Consider the following 19329-nt stretch of genomic DNA (forward strand, 5'->3'; position numbering starts at 1 on the left):
CGGCCGGTCAATCGGCCGGCCGGCCCCTGTTCACCACGGTGGCGTCCCCGGTACGCCGGCCCGGTCAGCCGCAGCTGATCGCGTTGTGGGCGGCCTCGTAGGGCGTGGTGACCTTCTCGCCGTCGATGATCGACGTCCCCGTGACGGTGACCTCACCCGCGGCGACCTGCTTGGCCCGCGCGTTGAAGGACTGGTACGCCCGCTTGCCCGGGGCCACGTCGGCCACGGTCGTGGAGCCGTACGAGGTCGTGAGCGTCACGGTCGCCGGCACGTCGCCGTCGTTGACGGCCGTGACCGCGACGTACGCCGACGTGCCCACGCAGCGGGCCGAGGCGGTGACGGTCAGCGGCGTCCTGGCGGGCGGCGGCGCCATGACGACCGTGAACGTGGTCGTGGCGACCGCGGAGGTGTTGCCGGCCTTGTCGGTCGCCCGGTAGCGCACCGTGTGCGCCCCCAGCTGGTCGACCACGAGCGCCTTCGTGTACGACGCGAACGGCTGACCGTCGACCGAGTACTCCACCGTGTCCACACCGGACTCGGCGTCGGTCGCGGTGATGGTCACCGTGGCGGAGTCCACGTAGTCGCCGTCGGCGTTCTTCGTGCCGGCCACGGCCGCCGACACCGTCGGCGGGGTGGTGTCCTTCGGCTGCGGGGCCACCACCGTGAACGTCACCGACCGCACCTCGGAGGTGTTGCCGGCCTTGTCGGCGGCCCGGTACCGCAGGGTGTGCTCGCCGACCTGGCTCACCGGCACCGGGGCCGTGTAGGCCTGGAACGCGCCGCCGTCCAGGGCGTACTCCACCGTGTCCACCCCGGACTCGTCGTCGGTGGCCGAGACGGTCACCGCGGCGGAGCCCACGTAGTTGCCATCGGCGTCCTTCTCGCCCGACACCGACGCCGACACCTGCGGCGGCGTCGTGTCGGTGGGGCCCGCGCTGGTGACCACGAGCTCGCCGACCATGCCCGCGTGACCGGGGATCATGCAGTAGTAGCGGTACGTTCCGGGGGTGAGGTTCACCTGAACCTCGTGCCTGCCCCCGCTCGTGTCGAAGGGGCTGGCGAGGATGTTGACGTTGACGTCGTGGTTGTAGCCGGGGCTGGAGACGTCGAACGTCAGCGTGTGCGTCATCCCGAAGGTGTTGCCGGTCGACTCGTTGGTCTCGAAGACGATCGTCGCGGGGCCGGCCGTCGCCGTGATCGGCACGGACTTGTACTCGGTGTAGCTGTTGTCGGCGGTCCAGACGAGCGTCTGCTCCGCCGCCTGGCCGGCCTGCTGGCTCTGGTCCTGTGCGGCGGCCCCGACTCCCGACAGCCACACCGTCGGCAGTGCCACCGCCAGCATCACCAGGACGATGCGTCCGAGCGTGGCAGGGGTTCTGAGCGCCCTCCGCAAACCACTGAGGAAGCCCGAAGAAGATCTGATGCGCATACCGTTGTACCTCTCATGATCCGATGCGTCGGCCGGCGGACATCGCGCTGCGGCCGGCGTCGCTCGGAGGGCGTGCCGGGCGGGAGAGCTCACGCACACGGGCGTTGCGGAACTCGGCCATGACGGGCAGCGTCGCCGCTCCCACGGTCAGGGGGACGTTTGACATTATGATCACGGCGCGGCGCCAGGCGGGTGATCGGGGTGTGCGAAGAGGTCTCTTCGGCCCATCGTCCACTCCTTTGGTTGGGGGGTGCGACAGCAACCTTCGGAAGAACTGTCTGATCAGCCGCGGTGCTCACCGGCCTCGCCGATACCGGTGCCGTGACGTCCTCCATCCCTGCGGAGACCGATGGCCGAATCCTCAGGCGCTACGGCGGAAAACGTAACAGTCTGGCAGCACTTAGTCCACATTGATGACAAAGTTCACTAGTTCGTTACCATTCTTATCGAAGAATCGGCGAAAGACCTGCTACGCACCCATGGAACTGCCCTTCTACCTGCGCGAATATCTCCGGACCGGGATGCCCTGCGCCCCATAGGCCGGCCTCCGAGCCCCACCCCCAGCCCCCAGCCCCACGTCATATGCGCCGGTTAGCCGCCGGCACCTCGACCCCCTCAGCTCGGACCACCCCCCGGCTCGCCGCACCCGGGCGAGCGCCGTCAACCGATTGGGAACCATGACCGAGAAAAGCACCGATGCGACGCGACGCCTGTTCTCCCGGCGCGCCTTCGCCACCACCGCGGCGACAGCCGCCGCGGTCGCGCCGTTCGCCGTGGCGAGCCAGGTCACCGCCGCTCCCACGGACAAGGCCGCGGACAAGACGGCGGGTACGCCGGGCGACGTCCGCCGCATCACCCTGTATGCGGAGAAGCTGCCCGACGGTCAGCTGGGCTACGGCCTGGAGGCCGGCAAGCCCACGATCCCCGGCCCCCTCATCGAGATGATCGAGGGCGAGACCCTCGAAATCGAGCTGGTCAACAACACGGGCGTGACCGCCAGCCTGCATGTCCACGGAGTGGACTACGAATGGAACAGCGACGGCACGCGGATGAACGACAGCGTGGTGGAGCCGGGAGGCCGGTACGTCTACACCTGGCGCACCCACGCCCAGGGCGACCGCCCCGACGGCACCTTCGCACCCGGCAGCGCGGGCTACTGGCACTATCACGACCACGTCGTGGGAACCGACCACGGCACCGGCGGCATCCTGCGCGGACTCTACGGGCCACTGGTCGTACGCCGCACGGGCGACGTGCTCCCCGACAAGACCTTCACCGTGGTCTTCAACGACATGAAGACCAACAACCTCGCCCAGGCGCCCGACTTCACCGCCGAGCTCGGCGAACGCGTGGAGTTCATCGTCATCGCCCACGGCAACTTCTTCCACACCTTCCACATCCACGGACACCGCTGGGCCGACAACCGCACCGGCATGCTGGAAGACCTGGAGGACCAGAGCCGCATCATCGACACCAAGACCACCGGACCCGCCGAGTCGTTCGGCTTCCAGGTGATCGCCGGCGAACGCGTCGGCCCCGGGAAGTGGATGTACCACTGCCACGTGCAGGGCTATTCCGACGCGGGGATGTCCGGGACGTTCACGGTGACCGGCGCGAGCGAGAAGGTGCCGCTGACCGTCACCGCCGCGTCCCGCTGCGTGGGCACGTCGGTGTACGTCGCGGTCACGGCCGTCAACCACGGCGACGTGCCGGCGACCGTGACGCTGACCACCCCGTACGGCTCCACGACCGTGACCAACGTGGCTCCGGGCAAGCAGGCGTACCAGTCCTTCAAAACGCGGGCCAGGCAGATCGGCGCGGGCAAGGTCACCGTGACCGGGACAGCGACGATCGGCGGCAAGAAGGTCACCTCGACCTACGAGACCGACTACAGCGCGATCAGCTGCGGCTGACCTGGCAGCGCCGGCACAGACCATCCTCCAGCTCGGACCACCCCCAGCTCGCCGTACCCGGGCGAGTGCCGTCACCGATTGGGAACCCATGACCGAGAAAAACACTGATGTGACGCGACGCCTGTTCTCCCGGCGCGCCTTCGCCACCACCGCGGCGACAGCCGCCGCGGTCGCGCCGTTCGCCGTGGCGAGCCAGGTCACCGCGGCGCCTGCGGACAAGACCACGGCCGGGACCACGGCCAGGACCGCGGGCACGCCGGGCGACGTCCGCCGCATCACGCTCTATGCGGAAAAGCTGCCCGACGGTCAGCTGGGCTACGGCCTGGAGGCCGGCAAGCCCACGATCCCCGGCCCCCTCATCGAGATGATCGAGGGCGAGACCCTGGAAATCGAGCTGGTCAACAACACCGACGTGACCGCCAGCCTGCACGCCCACGGAGTGGACTACGAAACCTCCAGCGACGGCACGCGGATGAACGACAGCGTGGTGCAGCCGGGAGGCCGGTACGTCTACACCTGGCGCACCCACACCCCGGGCACCCGCACCGACGGCACCATCGAGCCCGGCAGCGCGGGCTACTGGCACTATCACGACCACGTCGTGGGAACCGACCACGGCACCGGCGGCATCCTGCGCGGACTCTACGGACCGCTCGTGGTACGCCGAACCGGCGACATCCTCCCCGACAAGACCCTCACCGTCGTCTTCAACGACATGAAGACCAACAACCTCACCCAGGCGCCGAACTTCACCGCCAAGCTGGGCGAACGCGTGGAGTTCATCGTCATCGCCCACGGCAACCTGTTCCACACCTTCCACATCCACGGACACCGCTGGGCCGACAACCGCACCGGCATGCTGAGAGGCCCGCAGGACCACAGCCGCGTCATCGACACCAAGACCACCGGACCCGCCGAGTCCTTCGGCTTCCAGGTGATCGCCGGCGAACGCGTCGGCCCCGGAATGTGGATGTACCACTGCCACGTACAGAGCCACTCCGACATGGGGATGGCCGGTATGTTCACCGTGACCGACGCGAACGGGAACGTGCCGGGCCACTCGATGGACGACATGCCGAGCCCTTCGACGAGCGCCATGCCGGGCCACTCCATGGAGGGCATGTAACGGTACGTCCGGACCGGGCTCGGCCGGACGCACTCCCTATGCCGTGAAGATCTCCTCGCGGGCCTGGTCGAGCGCGGCGAGGACGGCGCCGCGCAGCACGGGGTTGCCGTCCACCTTACTGGGGATCACCTGAGGCGGTATGGGGCAGATGCGCGCCACGGCCTCCTCCACCCGGGTGGCCAGGCCCTCCCCACCGGCCCGGCAGACCTCCCCGGCCAGGACCACGAGGCCGGGGTCGAGCACCACGCACACCGAGGCGACGCCGAGCGCCAGTCGCGCGGCGACCTCGTCGAGCAGGGGCTCGCCCGCCGCCCCCGCGGCCACCGCGGCGGTCACGCAGTCGGCCGCGGTGGCTCCGGCGAAGCCGTGCTCGCGGGCGAGTTCGCCGACCGCCTCCGAGCTGACCAGTGACTGCAGTCCGCCCCGCAGCGACGGCAGCCGTCCGGGGATCGCCCGCACGTCGTCGGCGAGGGGCACCCCGGGCACCGGGAGATAGCCGATCTCTCCCGCGCTGCCCGATCTGCCGCGGTGCAGGCGTCCGCCCAGCACGACGGCCAGGCCGATGCCCCGGCCGACCCAGACGAGCACGAAGTCGTCGGCCTCGCGGGCGGCGCCCCGCGCGCGTTCGGCGATCGCCGCGAGGTTCACGTCGTTCTCGATCGTGACGTCCCGGCGCAGGTCTCTCGCCAGCGCCTCGTGGATGCCCTCGTGCCACTGCGGGAGGTCGAAGGAGAAACGCACGTCCCCGGTGCGGGGGTCCACGACGCCGGGCGTGCCGATCACGACCCCCCGCAGCCGCGACAGCGCGACCTTGCCGCCGCGGCAGGCCTTGACGACGGCGGAGTGCACCAGCGACACCGGGTCGTCCGCGCCGTCGGGAGACGCCGTCACCTCGGCGACGATGTGCCCGTTGATGTCGGCGATCGCCGCCGACACCCGGTCGGGCCCCACGTCGAGCCCCGCGACGTACGCGCAGGAGGGGATCACGCCGTACAGCGCGGCGTTGGGGCCGCGGTTGCCCGCCTGCTCCCCCACGACCTCCACCAGGCCGCGCTCCTCCAGGCGCGCGAGCGTCTGCGAGGCCGTGACCTTGGACAGTCCGGTGAGCTGGCCGATCTGGCCACGCGTCAGGGGACCCGAGGCGAGCAGCAGTTCCAGGGCGGCCCGGTCGTTGATCTCCCGGAGCAGCCGGGGCACGCCAGGACGTCGCTCCATACTCCCGCTTCCCATCGTCTGAGTCTCCCGCTCACCGTCGGCGCGCACCCGCACACCCCTCCGATTTCGCCGGGCCCCCGTCGGCGCTCCCCCCACGCGCGCACGTGAACGACCGGCACCCGTGAACGAGCAACAAAGTTTTCAGCAAAGCTTAGCGAGCCGGGGAGCGCGGAGAACGCGCCGGTCGCCGCTCCCGGTAACGCTCCCAGCCCGCATGAGGATGGCTTATGAGGACGGCTCATATGACCGCCCAGCCGGCCTTGACGAGGGAGCGCCATGACCGAGACGGCCCGGGAGCCGCACGCCCCGCCGCGGACGTCGTGCTGCTCAGCGAGGTGGACCGGGGCTGGCTGCTCAACGGGGGGCACGACGACCTGGCGCGGATCGCCCGGGGCCTGGGGATGCGCTACCACTTCGCCCCCGCCGCCGACCGTCTCTGGGGCGACGCGCTGCTCACGAACCTGCCCGTCACCGAGATCGGCTCCACCCGGCTGAACCGGCACGGCTATCCGACCGGCGCCCAGGCCCAGTCGATCGTGCTGGAGGTCGGCGACCACGAGGTGGGGATCGTCAACACCCACCTGCAGGAGCCGCGGGGGCAGGCGCCCGAGGTCGCGGCGATCGCCCGGCGGCTCGCGGCGGGCGCCCTCCCGCCCGGCGTCGGCGTGGCCGAGCCGCGACCGGTGATCGTGGCGGGCGACCTCAACACCACGCCGTCCGACCCGCAGATGCGGGTGCTGGAGGCCGCGGGCCTGACCGATCCGCTGCGAGCGCTCGGCGACCCGCCGACCTCGCCCGCCGACGCTCCCGTCCGGCGCATCGACCACGTGCTGATCTCGAAGGGGCTCACGGCGGTGGCCGCCGACGTCCCCAGGGTGCCGTTCTCCGACCACCTCCCGGTCGTCGTACGCCTGCGGGTGGGGTGAGGCCGGGAGGTGAGAGGGGACCGCGCGTCGTACCGAGGCCAACCAGGCGGGATAATCGGCTACATGCGACTTTCTGCCCGTGTCGACTACGCCCTCCGTGCCGCCGCCGAGCTCGCCGCGGCGGGCGAGGGACCCACAACGGTGGGCGAGCTGGCCAAGGGGCAGGAGATGCCCCCCAAATACCTGGAGAACATCCTGCTCCAGATGCGCCGCGCCGGCCTCGTACGCGGTCAGCGCGGCCCGGAGGGCGGCTACGTGCTGGCCCGTCCGGCCGCCGAGATCTCCCTCGCCGACGTGATCCGCGCGGTGGACGGCCCCCTGGCCAACGTCAGGGGCGAGCGGCCCGAGCACGTCGGCTACCAGGGCGCCGCCCAGGCGTTGCAGCAGGTGTGGATCGCGCTGCGGGCGAGCGAGCGGGCCATCCTGGAGGAGGTCAACCTGGAGCAGATCGCCAAGGGCGAGCTGCCTCCCCGGGTGACCGAACTGGCCGCCGACCCGGCGGCCTGGGACTCGCACACACCAGTGTGAGCCGCCCGTCCCTGATCCTCGCGGGAGGATGGCGTGCCGGAGGGTGACTCGGTCTACCGGGCCGCGAAACGCCTGCGGGAGGCCCTCGACGGCCGGACGCTGACCCGCAGCGACTTCCGGGTGCCCCGCCACGCCACCGCCGATCTGCGGGGCCGGGCCGTGCTCACCACGATCTCGCGCGGCAAGCATCTCCTGACCCGGGTGGAGGGCGGGCTCACCGTCCACACGCACCTGCGCATGGAGGGCAGCTGGCGGGTCGGCCCGGCGGGCCGGCCGGTGCCCAGGGGCGACGTGGTGCGGCTGGTCCTCGCCAACGCCGAGTGGCAGGCGGTCGGAACCCGGCTGGGGATGGTCGACCTCGTCCCCACCGGCCGGGAGGACCGGGTCGTCGGGCATCTCGGCCCGGATCTGCTCGGGCCCGACTGGGACCCCGGGCGGGCCGTGGGCAATCTGCTGCGGGAGCCCGGGCGGACCATCGGAGAGGCGCTGCTCGACCAGCGCGTGCTGGCCGGAATCGGCACGATCTGGCGGGCGGAGACGCTGTGGGCCGCGCGCCTGTCGCCGTGGCGCGTCATCGGGTCGATCCCGCCGGAGGAGCTGGAGTCGCTGGTCTCGATCGCGCACCGGCTGATGGACGCGAGCAAGGACGCGCCGTTTCCGGTGACGAGCGGCGATCCGCGTCCCGGCCGGTCACTGCTCGTGTACGGCAGGGCACGCCGTCCGTGCCGGCGGTGCGGCAGTCCGATCAGCAGGGGGGAGATGGGTCCGCAGCCGTCCGAACGGCTCGTCTACTGGTGTCCCGCCTGCCAGCGCCCATAGCGGCGCGAGGGGAACAACCACAGGGGACCAGGCGCTGGGGAACAAGCGCGAGGGATCGAGCACGGGGCAACGAGCACGGGGAACAGTCGTGCGACAGGCCCGGCAACATGCCCGGACACTGTGCCGCGGCGATCCTGCGTGCGAGGGCGACACCGGTCGCACACCCGGGGGCCGGGCGTCCGGCGTCAGGCACGGCGGCACGACCTCGCCACGGGCGGAGACCCGGGGCGGCGGAAGCGCCGTCTCTAGGCGGCGACCATGTCCTTGACCTCGGGGAAGCCGTCGAACTCGGGGCCGGCGGGCACGGTCTCGGGAATCGGCAGCCGCTCGTGCTCGGGCAGTTCCGCGAGCATGGGGGCGGCCTGCAGTTCGGCGAGCGCGAACTGGTCGGACACCTCACGCAGCACCTGGGACAGCGGGACGCCCAGTGCGCCGCAGATCGAGGCGAGCAGCTCAGAAGAGGCTTCCTTCTGGCCGCGTTCCACCTCGGACAGATAGCCGAGTGAGACACGGGCCACGGTGGAGACCTCGCGAAGGGTGCGATTCTGCCGCACCCTCAGCCGCCGCAGTACGTCACCGAGCAGCTGACGCAGCAGGATCATCTGTCGCTCCCTCCCCAAGGGGGGCGCCTTCACGACGCCTCGCACGGTGGGCTCATGGCGCCCCTTCTTCATCTGCCCTTCGTACATACGCCTCGCCGTCATCATTGGTTCGCTCGGCCCCTTTGCCGGGCGTGCGCCTGTCTTGCTCCTCGCCGATGGCTCACGGACCTCACTCACAGCTCCACCGTACCTGTAGAGGGCAACACCGCGGCAGACCGTGGTGAGCATGTTCGCTGGGGACGTAACGCGGTAATCACCCGAGATGTTCCCCCGAATTTGCCTGTAGCACACCTTCCAACAGGTCCAAAGCCTCCCGGAGGGTCGCCTTTCTGATCTCGTCCCTGGTCCCGGTCAAGAGCAGGTCACGGTGCCAGAGCCGCTCCCCCGGGCCGGCCAGGGCGATGTGGACCGTGCCGACCGGTCTGCCGTCCTGCGGCTCGGGACCGGCGACCCCCGTCACCGCCAGACCGTAGTCCGAATCCGTCAGCTTACGCACCCCGGTCGCCATGGCCGCCGCCACGTCCGGGTGCACCGCCCCCTCCCGCTGCAGCAGGCCGGGCGGCACGCCGAGGATGCTCGCCTTGAGGTCGGTGGCGTAGGCGACCACCCCGCCGCGGAAGGCCGCCGAGGCCCCCATGGGCTCGGTCATCGCGGCCCCGATCAGACCGCCCGTCAGCGACTCGGCCACGGCGGCCGTCGCGCCCCGGCGGACCAGCAGGGACAGCACGTGCGCCGCCATGCCCGTCATACGGTCCGCGCCCTCTTCGCCACCTGCCGCAGCCGCACCGCCCGCACCACGTAGTCGGCGCCGGTCCCTACCGTGACCACCAGGGCGAGACCCATCGCCGCCCACCTGGCCAGGTCGGGCACGACGGGCACGATGTAGAGCGCGATGGCCACGATCTGCAGCACGGTCTTCACCTTGCCCCCGTAACTGGCCGGGATAACCCCGTGCCTGATCACGAGGAAACGCAGCAGCGTCACTCCCGCCTCACGAGCGATGATCACCAGGGTGACCCACCAGGCGAGCTCGCCGAGGTACGACAGGCACAGCAGCGCCGCGCCGATCAGCGCCTTGTCCGCGATCGGGTCGGCGATCTTCCCGAAGTCCGTGATCAGCGCGTACTTCCTGGCCAGCCAGCCGTCGAGCTGGTCCGTGACGGACGCGAGCAGGAACACCCCCAGCGCCGCCAGCCGCCAGGCCTCGCCCTCGGCGAACAGGAAGACGACGAAGACGGGCACGATCGCCAGGCGGGCGATGGTCAGGGCGTTCGCGATGTTCCAGGTGCTGACGCGGCGGGCCGTCCCCTCCTCGCCGGCGGCGGGCACGGGTGTCAGAGGCTCTGGTGTCACGGGCGCGGGAGGCGCGACGGGGACGGCGGCGGCCGGCGACGGGCCGATCTCCGCGGTCGCCTCCACCGGCGCCTCCACGGTGGCCTCTACCGCGGCCTCTACCGGGCCCGCCACCTCCACCGGCGGCTCGCCGCGCTCCGTCATGTGCCTGCCTTGATCCGGGCGATCAGGTCGACCCCCTCGGAGTCGACCGCGACCGCCTGCACGATCTGCCCGGGGACCAGGCCGATGCCCTGGACCGTGACCGCTCCGTCGACCTCGGGGCCCTGGTGCGCCGCGCGGCCCTCGTACCCCCCGTCGCCGAGGTCCTCCTCGATGAGCACCTCCAGTTCGGTGCCGATGCGCTCCTCGGCCCGCTGGGCGGTCAGCTCCTCGGCGAGCTCGGTGAGCGTCGCCACGCGTTCGTCGATCACGTCCTGGTCGAGTTTGCCGTCGAAGCCGTACGCCTCGGTGCCCTCCTCGTCGGAGTAGCCGAAGACGCCGATGACGTCGAGCCTGGCCTCCTCCAGGAAGCCCACCAGCTCCTCGAACTGCTCCTGGGTCTCCCCCGGGAAGCCCACGATGAAGTTCGACCTGACGCCCGCCTCCGGCGCGCGCTCGCGGATCTGGTCGAGGAGGTCCAGGAAGCGCCGGGGGTCGCCGAAACGCCGCATCCGCCGCAGCACCGGCCCGCTGGCGTGCTGGAAGGACAGGTCGAAGTAGGGCGCGATCCCCTCGGACGAGGCGATCACGTCGAGCAGCCCCGGCCGCAGCTCGGCGGGCTGCAGGTAGCTGACCCGCACCCGCTCGACGCCGTCGGTCTCGGCCAGCCGCGGCAGCAGCTTCTCCAGCGCCCGCAGGTCGCCCAGGTCCTTGCCGTACGACGTGGAGTTCTCGCTGACCAGCACCAGCTCCTTGACGCCCTGGCCGGCCAGCCACGCGGCCTCGGCGAGCAGGTCCTCCGGACCGCGCGAGACGTACGAGCCGCGGAAGGCCGGGATGGCGCAGAAGGTGCAGCGCCGGTCGCAGCCCGAGGCGAGCTTGAGCGAGGCGACCGGCCCGGAGCCGAGCCGCTTGCGCAGCGTGCGCGGGCCGCTCGCGGGGGCGACGCCCCGCGGCAGCGGGTCCTCCTGGGCGTGGCCGGGGATGTGCGCCCGGGCCGCCGAGCGCTCCACCGGGCTGATCGGCAGCAGCGTGCGGCGGTCCCGGGGGGTGTGCGGGACCAGCGGCCTGCCCGCGAGGACGTCGTCGAGACGCTCCCCGATCTCCGCGTAGTCGTCGAAGGAGATGACGGACGCCTCGGGCAGGGCGTCGGCGAGCTGCGCGCCGTACCGTTCGGCCATGCAGCCCGCCGCGACCACCTTCGCGCCCGAGTCGGCCGCGGCGAGCAGGGTGTCGATGGAGTCCTTCTTCGCCGAGTCGATGAAGCCGCAGGTGTTGACGACGACGACGTCCGGGTCGTCGTCACCGGTCTGCCACCCGGCGGCCTCGAGCCGCGCGGCGAGCTCCTCTGAGTCGACCTCGTTGCGGGCGCAGCCCAGCGTGATCAGCGATACGGTTCGGCGAGAAGACATGATGCGAACTACGGTATCGGCAGTCGGCGATTAACGGGGACTCGGGCCGCCCGCGGCGAAGGTCCGCCGCACCATCTGGCCGTCCCTGCCGGGCGCGCCGAGGTCCCTGCCGTTGACCACGAGCCGCACCGCCCCGGCGTCGCCGATGACCATCTTCACCCGGTCCCTGGCCGAGTACGTCGTGGTCCTCCCCTCCGGCAGCGTGCCCTCGAAGATGGCCTTGCCCTTGGCGTCCTTCACGGCGATCCAGGACGGCTTGCGCGTGGTGACCTTGACCACCACGAGGCCGGGCGCGAAGGCCTCCTCCAGGCTCCGGCCCTCCCGGTCCCCCTCGTGACGCGCCTGCCCGTGCTGAGCGGGCGCCGGGAGCCGGACGGCCGTCGGGCCTGTCCTGTCTCCGGAGCCTCCGAGCATCCGCGCGACGACGACGATCACGACGATGGCCAGGGCGACCGCGACGGCCATCGTCCAGCCGGAGCCCCGGCGGCCCCGCTCGCGTAGCACGGCGGCCCCTCCGAACAGCGCCGACGTCCTGATCGGGGAGTCGCCGCCCGGGTGCTCCTGCTCGTACTGCCGCACGAGCTCGTCCGGGTCCAGGCCGAGATCCGACGCGATGGTACGGAGGTGGCCGCGCGCGTAGAAGTCGCCCACCGAGAAGTCGTCCCCCTCGAAGCGCTCGATGACGGTCTCGCGGATCCGCGTGCGCTCGCTGAGCTGACGCACGGACAGTCCGGCGCGCTCACGGGCCTCGGCCAACGCAGCACCTACGCTCATCGTTAAGCCCCCTGTCTTCCAGACCGCCCACAATGCGTAGTTAGCCACATTCAATCAGCTACTGACTACGAACGGTACCCAAGAGTGGACACAGAGCAACCGCTCTGTCACCTTCGCACCGGTTTCAGGGCCTGGTGAGAGGAGCGCGGCTCAGCCTCCCGCGCCGGAGCCGGCTGTCAGCCGGTCTCCCCGCGCAGGTCGGCGAGCAGGCCGGGCAGGTCGTCGGGCTTGACCAGCACCTCGCGGGCCTTCGATCCCTCGCTCGGGCCGACCACGTTGCGGCTCTCCAGCAGGTCCATCAGCCGTCCGGCCTTGGCGAAGCCGACCCGGAGCTTGCGCTGGAGCATCGACGTGGAGCCGAACTGGGTCGACACGATCAGCTCGGCGGCCTGGACCAGCAGGTCGAGGTCGTCGCCGATCTCCTCGTCGATCTCCCGCTTGGCGGCGGCCGGAGCGGCCACGTCCTCCCGGTACTCGGCCTGCATCTGGACCTTGCAGTGGCCGACGACCTCCGCGATCTCCTTCTCGGAGATGAACGCGTTCTGCAGCCGCATCGGCTTGCTCGCGCCCATCGGCAGGAACAGCGCGTCGCCCTGCCCGACCAGCTTCTCGGCGCCCGGCTGGTCGAGGATGACCCGGGAGTCGGCGAGGGACGAGGTCGCGAACGCCAGCCGCGACGGCACGTTCGCCTTGATCAGACCGGTGACCACGTCCACGGACGGCCGCTGGGTGGCGATGACCAGGTGGATGCCGGCGGCGCGGGCGAGCTGGGTGATGCGGACGATCGAGTCCTCCACGTCGCGCGGGGCGACCATCATCAGGTCGGCCAGCTCGTCCACGATCACCAGCAGGTACGGGTACGGCTGGTAGACCCGCTCGCTGCCCGGCGGAGGCACCAGCTTGCCCGCCCGGACGGCCTTGTTGAAGTCGTCCACGTGCCGGAAGCCGCTCGCCGCGAGGTCGTCGTACCGGCGGTCCATCTCGCCGACCACCCATTCGAGGGCCTCGGCGGCCTTCTTCGGGTTGGTGATGATCGGCGTGATGAGGTGGGGGATGCCCTCGTACGCGCTGAGCTCGACCCGCTTGGGGTCGACCAGCACCATGCGGACCTCGTCGGGGGTGGCCCGCATCAGGATCGAGGAGATCAGCCCGTTGATGCAGGTCGACTTGCCCGCGCCGGTGGCGCCCGCGATGAGGATGTGCGGCATCTTGGCCAGGTTGGCCACGATGGTGCGGCCCTCGACGTCCTTGCCGAGGCCGACGATCATCGGGTGGTGGTCGGCCTGGGCCACCTGCGAGCGCAGCACGTCGCCGAGCGACACGAGGTCCTTGTCGACGTTGGGGATCTCCACGCCGATCGCCGACTTGCCCGGGATCGGGGACAGGATCCGCACGTCGGCCGACTTCACGGCGTACGCGATGTTCTTGGTGAGCGCGGTGACCTTCTCGACCTTGACCGCCGGGCCCAGCTCGATCTCGTACCGCGTGACCGTCGGGCCGCGGGTGAACCCGATGACCTGCGCGTCGATGGCGAACTGCTCCAGCACGCTGGTCAGCGCGTTGACGACCGTCCGGTTGGCCTTGGTCTCCTGCTTGGGCGCGCTGCCCGGCCGCAGCATCGCGAGATCGGGCAGCGTGTAGGGCCCTTCCTGGCTGGACAGGACGAGCTGCTCGACCTTCCGCGGCGCCGGGGTCGGCAGCGGCGGCTGCGGCACGGGCTTGGGGAGCTGAATCTCCGGCTCGGTGGGCTCGCCGGGCTCGGCCGGGTCGGCGACGTCGTCCGTCAGGCCGGGGACGATCTCCGGCGAGTGCTCCTTCTCCGACAGCACGGGCGTGTCGTACGGCTTGACCGTGTCGCCGGGCTCACCGGCGTCGCCCTGCGACCTGCGGGTGCGCTTCTTCGGCCCGGCCGGCGACCTGCGCGGCGCCCCGGCGCCCTCCGGCCGCTCGAAGAGCATGTGCCGGATCTCGGCGAGGCGCTCGGGGACGCGGTGCACCGGGGTCGCGGTGATCACCAGCAGGCCGAAGCCCGACAGCATCACCAGCAGCGGGATCGTGATGAACGCCGGCAGGATGCTCGACGGCGGCGCCGAGACGATGAAGCCGACCATGCCGCCCGCCGCCGACACGTTGTCCATGCCGTCGGTCGGCCCGCCCGAGGGGTACGGCGTGCCATGGGCGACGTGCACGATCCCTAGGATCCCGGCCAGCAGCGCGGTCCAGCCGATGCCCATCCTGCCGGTCTCGGAGTTCTGGTCGGGGTGGCGCAGCAGCCGCCAGGCGAGCAGCGCGAGGAGCACGGGGACGGCCCAGGTGAGCGAGCCGACCGTGCCGCGCAGCACGGCGTCTACGAACGCGGCGAAGCCCGTCTTGGTGTCGCGCCAGGTCAGCGCGGCGAGCACGATCGCGCCCGCCAGCACCGACAGGCCCTGGCCGTCGCGCCGGTGCACGGGGTCGAGGTCGCGGGCGTTCTGCCCGAGCGCCCGCGCGGCCATGCCCAGGCTGTTCGCCACCACCATCCACAGGCCGATGACGACCTTGCCGATCACCAGGAAGACCCAGCTGATCGGGTCGTGTCCGGCGGCGGGCGGGCGTTTCCTGGGCGCGGGCCGGGGCGCAGCCCTGCCTCGCGAGCCGGCCGGGGACCGTTTCGGTGCTGCCGTACGGGACCCGGAGCGCGGCCCGGAGCGGGGCGTGGAGCGCTTGCCGGACCCCTGTCCGGACGTACGGGTGGCCATGATGCCGAAGTTACCCCGGAGGCGGGCGATTACCGGCACGACGCGCCGGACGGGCCCTCACCTGTCAGTAGGCGCGGCGCTGGCGCAGGGCGGAGCGCTCGATGCGCTCGCGCGCCTCCAGCAGGCAGGAGGCGATCTCCTTCTCCCGCTCCGGGGTGAGGCGCGGGATCGGCACCGAGCAGCTGATGGCGTCCCTCGGCGGGTCGCTGATCCGCAGCGCCACGCCGAAGCACCGCAGCCCCTCGGTGTTCTCCTCACGGTCGACCGAGTATCCCTGCTTGCGCACCCGGCGCAGGTCGACCAGCAACTCCTCGGCGTCCACGATGGTGTGGGCCGTCAGTGAGGGCAGCTCGGCCGGCAGCAGCGCGCGCACCTCCTCGTCGTCCCGGCTCGCCAGGATCGCCTTGCCGAGGGAGGTGGTGCTCGCGGGCAGCCGGCGCCCGACCCGGGAGAACGGCCGCAGGTAGTGGCGTGAGGCGCGGGTGGCGAGGTAGACGACGTCGAAGTGGTCGAGCCGGGCGAGGTGCACGGTCTCCCCCGTCACCTCCGCCAGCCAGTCCAGGGCGTCGTGCGCGAGCTGGACCACCGGGTCGCCGTCGATGTACGTCGCCCCGACCAGCAGGGCGCGCATGCCGATCCGGTACAGCGTGCCGGTGACGTCGGTCTCGATCCAGCCGAGGTCGACCAGCGTGCGCAGCAGAGCGTGCAGGCTGCTCTTGGGGTAGCCCAGCTTGCCCTGCAGGTCGGTGAGGCTGTGCAGCCCGGGATACTGCGCGAAGAAGTCGAGCAGCTCGACCGTCCGGAGCGCCGACTTCACGTGCGGCACGGGTTCCGCCATTTGGTACCTCCCTGACCCGCCTGTCCGCCTCCTATTGTGAGCCGGTTCCCCAGGAGGCGACCGTACGGGAGGCGATGTAGTCCACATCCAGATCATCCCCCAGTCCGGGGGCATCCGGCATCCGCACCTTCCCGTCCATGAGCGGGTCGACGATCGACCGCAGGTGCGGGGCGGGGGTGTCGTAGTCCGAGTGCGGGTGCAGCAGGCCCCGCTCGTACCACCGCCCGCACAGCGTGGCGCCGATCACGGCCAGGGCGCCGGACCCGTTGCCGTGGATCTCGCAGTCCATGCCGAACGACTCGGCGAGGTGCACGGCCTTGACCGCCGGGATGATCCCGCCGGAGCCGACCACGCCCACTCTGAGGATGTCGCACGCCCCGGCGGCCACCCACTCGGCCCGGGCCATGTGCTTGCCCCAGGAGGTCTCCGGCCCGAGGATCGGCGTCCTGATCTGGTCGGCGAGCCACCGGTACGACTGCACCGACGCCTCCTCCATCGGCTCCTCGTACCAGGCGAAGTCCAGCTCGTCGAGGGCCCGGCCGAGAGTCAGGGCCTCGGAGCGGGAGTACCAGTGGTTGCTGTCGAGCATGAGCGCGACGTCCGGGCCGACCGCGTCGCGGACCGCCGCGCACGCCTCGATGTCGCGGTCCACGCCGTACGGCATGGGCGGCATCCAGGTGTGCAGCTTGATCCCGCGGTAGCCGCGGGAGACCAGGTCCTTGGCGAAGGCGGCGTAGTCCTCGGGGGTGGCGAGGCCGCCGGGGACGTCGTCGCCGCACATGGTGCTCGCGTACGCCGGCACCTCGGCGCGGGCGCCGCCGAGAAGCTTCCAGACGGGCAGGCCGAGCCTGCGCCCGGCGAGGTCCCACAGCGCCTGGTCGGCGGCGCTGAGCGCCCGGTCGGAGAGGTTGCCCTGGGCGCCGCGCTGGCGGCGGGCGACGCGGTGCCACAGCCGCTCCCGGTCGAGGCTGTCCTGGCCGATCAGCGCCGGGCCGATGTGACCCGCGATCACCGCCTCCCGTACGGTGTCCGGCGCGGCGAGGCAGCCTCCGGTGGCGCCGTCGCTGTCGGTGATCGTGAGCAGCGCCTCCCGCACCTCGCGGGGCGGGCCGGGGTGCCGGTGGCCGTGCCCGTCGACCACGGACCTGGTGACCGTGGTGAAGACCGTGACGACGACCCGTTCGACGACCGCCATGGAACCTCGCCTCCTCAGTGGGCTGGCCTCAGTGGTTGAGAGGGCCGGTGCGCGGTCAGGGACGCACCGGCCCGGTCCGGGGGTGACCGCCGCTCAGCCGCCGTTGGCCTTCTTCCATTCGGCCTGGGCGTCGGTCAGCTTCTGCGCCAGGGTGTCGAGGAACTCCTGGGGCTTCATCTGGCCGAGCAGCACCTTCTGGAAGAGGGGCTCGGTGTCGGCCTTGGTGATGGAGGAGAACTGGGGCAGATAGTAGGGCGGCGACACGACCTGCGTGTTCGGGTCGTTCAGCGTGTCGACGGCCGTCTTGAGGTGGTCCAGGCCCTGCACCCAGGAGTCGCCCTGCGCGTCGGTGTTGGCCGGGATCTGGCCCGTCTGCTGGTTCCAGTAGCTGTTGCCGTCGTGGGAGACGAGGAACTCCACGAACTTCCAGGCGGCGTCCTTGTGCTCGCTGTTCTTGAACACCGCGAACCCGTCCACGGGGTTGGCGACGACGGTCCGCCTGCCCCCGGGGCCGGTCGGCAGCGCGAACGCGCCGATCTTGTCCTTGCCGTGCGCCTTGACGTGGTCGTTGTAGGAGCCCAGGTTGTGGTGCATCATCGCGATCTTCCCGGTGCCGAAGGCGGCGACCATCTTCGGGAAGTCGTTGGTGACGTCGGCCTCGGGGGTGTCCTTCTTGTACAGCCCGGCCATCCTGGTGAGGAACTCGGCGTTCTTCGGGTCGTTGACCGTGCTCCTGCCCGAGGCGTCGAAGAACTGGCCGATCCCCGAGTAGGAGTACATCTCGGCCAGGATCTGGAAGATCGACCCGGCGCCGCCGCGGATGGTGTAGCCGTACTGGTCGGGCTTCCTGGTCAGCCCGTCGGCGTCCTTGAAGAACTCGTCCCAGGTCTGCGGGGCCTGCTGAAGCCTGTCCTTCAGGTACCAGACCACGTCCATGTTGGAGGTGTTCGGCACGAGGTAGAGCTTGCCGTCGGGCACGGTCTTGCGGACCGAGTCGAGCATCGGCGTGGCCAGCCTGCCGTTCACCGAACTCTTGGCCAGCCACTCGTCCGCCGGCTCCAGCGCCTGCTGGCCGGTCAGGTTGGCCAGGTACGACGTGGTGACGCCGCCGACGTCGGGGGTGTCGCCGCCCGCGACGGCCGTGTCGTACTTCTGCTGGACGGAGGCGATCGGGACGCCGACGTACTCGACGTGGATCTTGGGGTTGGCCGCCTCGAACCGCTTGATCAGCTCTTGGTAGACCGGGGTGCGGGCGCCGCCGTTGTTGTCCCAGAACGTGATGGTCGTCTTGCCGGAGCCCTCGCCGGAGCCGGAGTCCGACCCGCACCCGGTGGCGGTGACGGCGAGAACGGCGAGCGCCGCCCAGGCCACCTTCATCTTCATGGTTCCTCCTGGTCAGGAGAGGCTGTGTAGAGCTGGGGGGACCGCTATCCCTTGACCGCGCCGGCGCTGATGCCGTGCACGAGATAGCGCTGGACCACTGCGAACACGCAGACCACCGGCAGAGCGGCGACGACGCCACCGGCCGCCAGAGCCCCGAAGTCGGCGCTGTACTCCCCGATCGTGTAGCTGAGCCCGACGGGGATCGTGAAGCTGTCCTGCCTGCTGACGAACATCAGCGCGAACAGGAAGTTGTTCCACGTGTGGATGAACGCGAACGACCCGACCGCGATCAGGCCGGGCCGCAGCTGCGGCAGCACGATCGCGAGGAAGCCGCGCAGCCGGCCGCAGCCGTCGACCATCGCGGCCTCCTCCACCGTGAACGGCACGGCCGAGACGAACCCGCTCATGAGGATGATCGACAGGGGCAGGTTGAAGACGGTGTCGGCGACGATCAGGCTGCCGAGGCTGTTGATGAGGCCGAGCGTCTTGAAGATCGAGAACAGCGGGATCAGCATCATCGCGCCGGGGACGAACTGGGTGCACAGCAGCACGACCATGAACAGGCTCCGGCCGCGGAACCGGTACCGCGCCAGCGCGTACCCGCCCATGACCGCGATCACCGTGGTGACCAGCAGCGACCACACCCCGACGACGACGCTGTTCCGGAAGAACACCGCGTAGCCGATGTCGTTCCAGACGGTCTCGAAGTGCTCGAACGTGATCGGCCACGGCACCGGGTCGGCCGATCCCGCCGGCCGCAGGGCGAAGACCAGCATCCAGTAGAACGGCACGAGCGTGAAGATCAGATACATCCCGAGAGGGACGTAGAGCCGCAGCACCCGGCCGGGATCCCGTCTCGGCCGCCCGGGACGGGCCTCGGGCACCGCTCGCGGACGCGGGCGGGTCATGACGTCGGCGCTCATCGCCGGAGCCCTCC

The 19329-nt window shown here is 71.0% G+C and carries 17 protein-coding genes; 5 read left to right on the top strand and 12 right to left on the bottom strand.

Annotated features, from left to right (window positions below; translation table 11 throughout):
- Window positions 1-64: 64 nt before the first annotated feature.
- Window positions 65-1342: an OmpL47-type beta-barrel domain-containing protein gene (locus tag FED44_RS18475; protein ID WP_138461418.1), complete on the bottom strand. Its 1278-nt coding sequence runs from the start codon at window positions 1340-1342 to the stop codon at window positions 65-67.
- 764 nt (window positions 1343-2106) lie between these two features.
- Here FED44_RS18475 and FED44_RS18480 point away from each other — a divergent pair.
- Window positions 2107-3342: a multicopper oxidase domain-containing protein gene (locus tag FED44_RS18480; RefSeq protein ID WP_138461419.1), complete on the top strand. Its 1236-nt coding sequence runs from the start codon at window positions 2107-2109 to the stop codon at window positions 3340-3342.
- 109 nt (window positions 3343-3451) lie between these two features.
- Complete coding sequence (locus FED44_RS18485) at window positions 3452-4468, top strand: multicopper oxidase domain-containing protein (protein WP_208759044.1); 1017 nt, start codon at window positions 3452-3454, stop codon at window positions 4466-4468.
- Between the two features lie 36 nt (window positions 4469-4504).
- On the opposite strand, the gene FED44_RS18490 is transcribed toward FED44_RS18485, so the two are convergent.
- On the bottom strand, window positions 4505-5683 hold the full coding sequence (locus FED44_RS18490) for an ROK family transcriptional regulator (RefSeq protein ID WP_138461421.1): 1179 nt from the start codon (window positions 5681-5683) through the stop codon (window positions 4505-4507).
- A 242-nt stretch (window positions 5684-5925) separates the two neighbouring features.
- Here FED44_RS18490 and FED44_RS18495 point away from each other — a divergent pair, with 242 nt between their 5' ends.
- The 3 genes from FED44_RS18495 (at window position 5926) to FED44_RS18505 (ending at window position 7956) form a co-directional block, all read left to right on the top strand.
- Complete coding sequence (locus tag FED44_RS18495) at window positions 5926-6609, top strand: endonuclease/exonuclease/phosphatase family protein (RefSeq protein WP_167521510.1); 684 nt, start codon at window positions 5926-5928, stop codon at window positions 6607-6609.
- A 63-nt stretch (window positions 6610-6672) separates the two neighbouring features.
- A complete protein-coding gene (locus tag FED44_RS18500) occupies window positions 6673-7137 on the top strand; it encodes an RrF2 family transcriptional regulator (protein ID WP_111699706.1) in 465 nt (154 codons plus the stop codon).
- A gap of 33 nt (window positions 7138-7170) precedes the next feature.
- Complete coding sequence (locus FED44_RS18505; protein ID WP_111699707.1) at window positions 7171-7956, top strand: DNA-formamidopyrimidine glycosylase family protein; 786 nt, start codon at window positions 7171-7173, stop codon at window positions 7954-7956.
- 245 nt (window positions 7957-8201) lie between these two features.
- On the opposite strand, the gene FED44_RS18510 is transcribed toward FED44_RS18505, so the two are convergent.
- From FED44_RS18510 to FED44_RS18555, 10 genes are all read right to left on the bottom strand, one after another.
- Window positions 8202-8558: a helix-turn-helix domain-containing protein gene (locus FED44_RS18510; protein WP_111699708.1), complete on the bottom strand. Its 357-nt coding sequence runs from the start codon at window positions 8556-8558 to the stop codon at window positions 8202-8204.
- A 253-nt stretch (window positions 8559-8811) separates the two neighbouring features.
- Window positions 8812-9306, bottom strand: coding sequence for a CinA family protein (locus FED44_RS18515; RefSeq protein ID WP_111699709.1), 495 nt, complete (start codon window positions 9304-9306; stop codon window positions 8812-8814).
- On the bottom strand, window positions 9303-9911 hold the full coding sequence (pgsA, locus tag FED44_RS18520; protein ID WP_396700034.1) for a CDP-diacylglycerol--glycerol-3-phosphate 3-phosphatidyltransferase: 609 nt from the start codon (window positions 9909-9911) through the stop codon (window positions 9303-9305). The genes FED44_RS18515 and pgsA overlap by 4 nt, the downstream gene beginning before the upstream one ends.
- A 140-nt stretch (window positions 9912-10051) precedes the next feature.
- Window positions 10052-11464: a 30S ribosomal protein S12 methylthiotransferase RimO gene (rimO, locus tag FED44_RS18525; protein WP_111699711.1), complete on the bottom strand. Its 1413-nt coding sequence runs from the start codon at window positions 11462-11464 to the stop codon at window positions 10052-10054.
- A gap of 30 nt (window positions 11465-11494) precedes the next feature.
- The gene (locus FED44_RS18530) at window positions 11495-12238 is read right to left on the bottom strand and encodes a helix-turn-helix domain-containing protein (RefSeq protein WP_111699712.1); all 744 of its coding nucleotides are present in this window, start codon (window positions 12236-12238) and stop codon (window positions 11495-11497) included.
- A 176-nt stretch (window positions 12239-12414) separates the two neighbouring features.
- Entirely contained in the window at window positions 12415-14976 is a 2562-nt protein-coding gene (locus FED44_RS18535) for a DNA translocase FtsK (RefSeq protein WP_138461423.1), read from the bottom strand.
- Between the two features lie 64 nt (window positions 14977-15040).
- Complete coding sequence (locus FED44_RS18540; protein ID WP_111699713.1) at window positions 15041-15814, bottom strand: IclR family transcriptional regulator; 774 nt, start codon at window positions 15812-15814, stop codon at window positions 15041-15043.
- Window positions 15815-15845: 31 nt separating this feature from the next.
- Window positions 15846-17009, bottom strand: a complete 1164-nt coding sequence (locus FED44_RS18545; protein WP_138461424.1) for an enolase C-terminal domain-like protein — start codon at window positions 17007-17009, stop codon at window positions 15846-15848.
- Between the two features lie 93 nt (window positions 17010-17102).
- Window positions 17103-18392 carry an ABC transporter substrate-binding protein gene (locus tag FED44_RS18550; protein ID WP_138461425.1) on the bottom strand — a complete coding sequence of 430 codons (1290 nt, stop codon included), beginning with the start codon at window positions 18390-18392 and terminating at the stop codon, window positions 17103-17105.
- A gap of 44 nt (window positions 18393-18436) precedes the next feature.
- The gene (locus FED44_RS18555; RefSeq protein ID WP_138461426.1) at window positions 18437-19315 is read right to left on the bottom strand and encodes a carbohydrate ABC transporter permease; all 879 of its coding nucleotides are present in this window, start codon (window positions 19313-19315) and stop codon (window positions 18437-18439) included.
- Window positions 19316-19329: the final 14 nt, after the last annotated feature.

It is taken from the genome of Microbispora triticiradicis (genome assembly GCF_005864065.1).
GTDB lineage: Bacteria > Actinomycetota > Actinomycetes > Streptosporangiales > Streptosporangiaceae > Microbispora > Microbispora triticiradicis.

Excerpts from the sequence above, each read along its gene's own strand:
- FED44_RS18545 (WP_138461424.1), bottom strand. The coding sequence starts at position 17,009 with ATGGCGGTCGTCGAACGGGTCGTCGTCACGGTCTTCACCACGGTCACC.
- FED44_RS18555 (WP_138461426.1), bottom strand. The coding sequence starts at position 19,315 with ATGAGCGCCGACGTCATGACCCGCCCGCGTCCGCGAGCGGTGCCCGAG.
- FED44_RS18500 (WP_111699706.1), top strand. The coding sequence starts at position 6,673 with ATGCGACTTTCTGCCCGTGTCGACTACGCCCTCCGTGCCGCCGCCGAG.
- FED44_RS18510 (WP_111699708.1), bottom strand. The coding sequence starts at position 8,558 with ATGATCCTGCTGCGTCAGCTGCTCGGTGACGTACTGCGGCGGCTGAGG.
- rimO (WP_111699711.1), bottom strand. The coding sequence starts at position 11,464 with ATGTCTTCTCGCCGAACCGTATCGCTGATCACGCTGGGCTGCGCCCGC.
- FED44_RS18535 (WP_138461423.1), bottom strand. The coding sequence starts at position 14,976 with ATGGCCACCCGTACGTCCGGACAGGGGTCCGGCAAGCGCTCCACGCCC.
- FED44_RS18550 (WP_138461425.1), bottom strand. The coding sequence starts at position 18,392 with ATGAAGATGAAGGTGGCCTGGGCGGCGCTCGCCGTTCTCGCCGTCACC.
- FED44_RS18480 (WP_138461419.1), top strand. The coding sequence starts at position 2,107 with ATGACCGAGAAAAGCACCGATGCGACGCGACGCCTGTTCTCCCGGCGC.
- FED44_RS18515 (WP_111699709.1), bottom strand. The coding sequence starts at position 9,306 with ATGACGGGCATGGCGGCGCACGTGCTGTCCCTGCTGGTCCGCCGGGGC.
- FED44_RS18540 (WP_111699713.1), bottom strand. The coding sequence starts at position 15,814 with ATGGCGGAACCCGTGCCGCACGTGAAGTCGGCGCTCCGGACGGTCGAG.
- FED44_RS18530 (WP_111699712.1), bottom strand. The coding sequence starts at position 12,238 with ATGAGCGTAGGTGCTGCGTTGGCCGAGGCCCGTGAGCGCGCCGGACTG.
- FED44_RS18475 (WP_138461418.1), bottom strand. The coding sequence starts at position 1,342 with ATGCTGGCGGTGGCACTGCCGACGGTGTGGCTGTCGGGAGTCGGGGCC.
- FED44_RS18495 (WP_167521510.1), top strand. The coding sequence starts at position 5,926 with ATGACCGCCCAGCCGGCCTTGACGAGGGAGCGCCATGACCGAGACGGC.
- FED44_RS18490 (WP_138461421.1), bottom strand. The coding sequence starts at position 5,683 with ATGGAGCGACGTCCTGGCGTGCCCCGGCTGCTCCGGGAGATCAACGAC.